We start from the raw sequence: 379 nt of genomic DNA, 5'->3' as shown, positions 1-379 counted from the left end.
CGTCACCATCGCCCTCGCCCCGGATCGCGGCCGCTCCGCCGACCGCCGCGCCGACTACCACGATCCGACGCTGCCCCCGCGCCATGCGCTGATCGCCTTCGGCCTGTGGCTGCGAAAGTCGCTCGGCGTCCACGCGCTGGTCCATGTCGGCGCGCATGGCACGCTGGAATGGCTGCCGGGCAAGACCGTTGCGCTTTCGGAGAACTGCTTTCCCGAGATCGTCACCGGCGCCTTGCCCGTCGTCTATCCCTTCATCGTCTCCAACCCAGGCGAAGCGGCGCAAGCCAAGCGCCGCATCGCCGCCGTCACCCTTGGTCATCTGCCACCGCCGCTGACCGGCGCCGGGCTCGACGAAAACCAACACAAGCTCGAGCGGCTG

General features: G+C 69.4%; 1 protein-coding gene. It reads left to right on the top strand.

Annotated features, from left to right (window positions below; genetic code table 11):
- Positions 1–379, top strand: a 379-nt coding sequence (locus EN906_RS37155) for a cobaltochelatase subunit CobN (RefSeq protein ID WP_206529313.1), incomplete at both ends; no start/stop codon positions are given.

This window comes from Mesorhizobium sp. M7A.F.Ca.CA.004.06.1.1 (assembly GCF_003999135.1).
In the GTDB taxonomy this organism is placed as follows: Bacteria; Pseudomonadota; Alphaproteobacteria; order Rhizobiales; family Rhizobiaceae; genus Mesorhizobium.
This window is presented reverse-complemented; position numbering and strand designations above follow the sequence as displayed.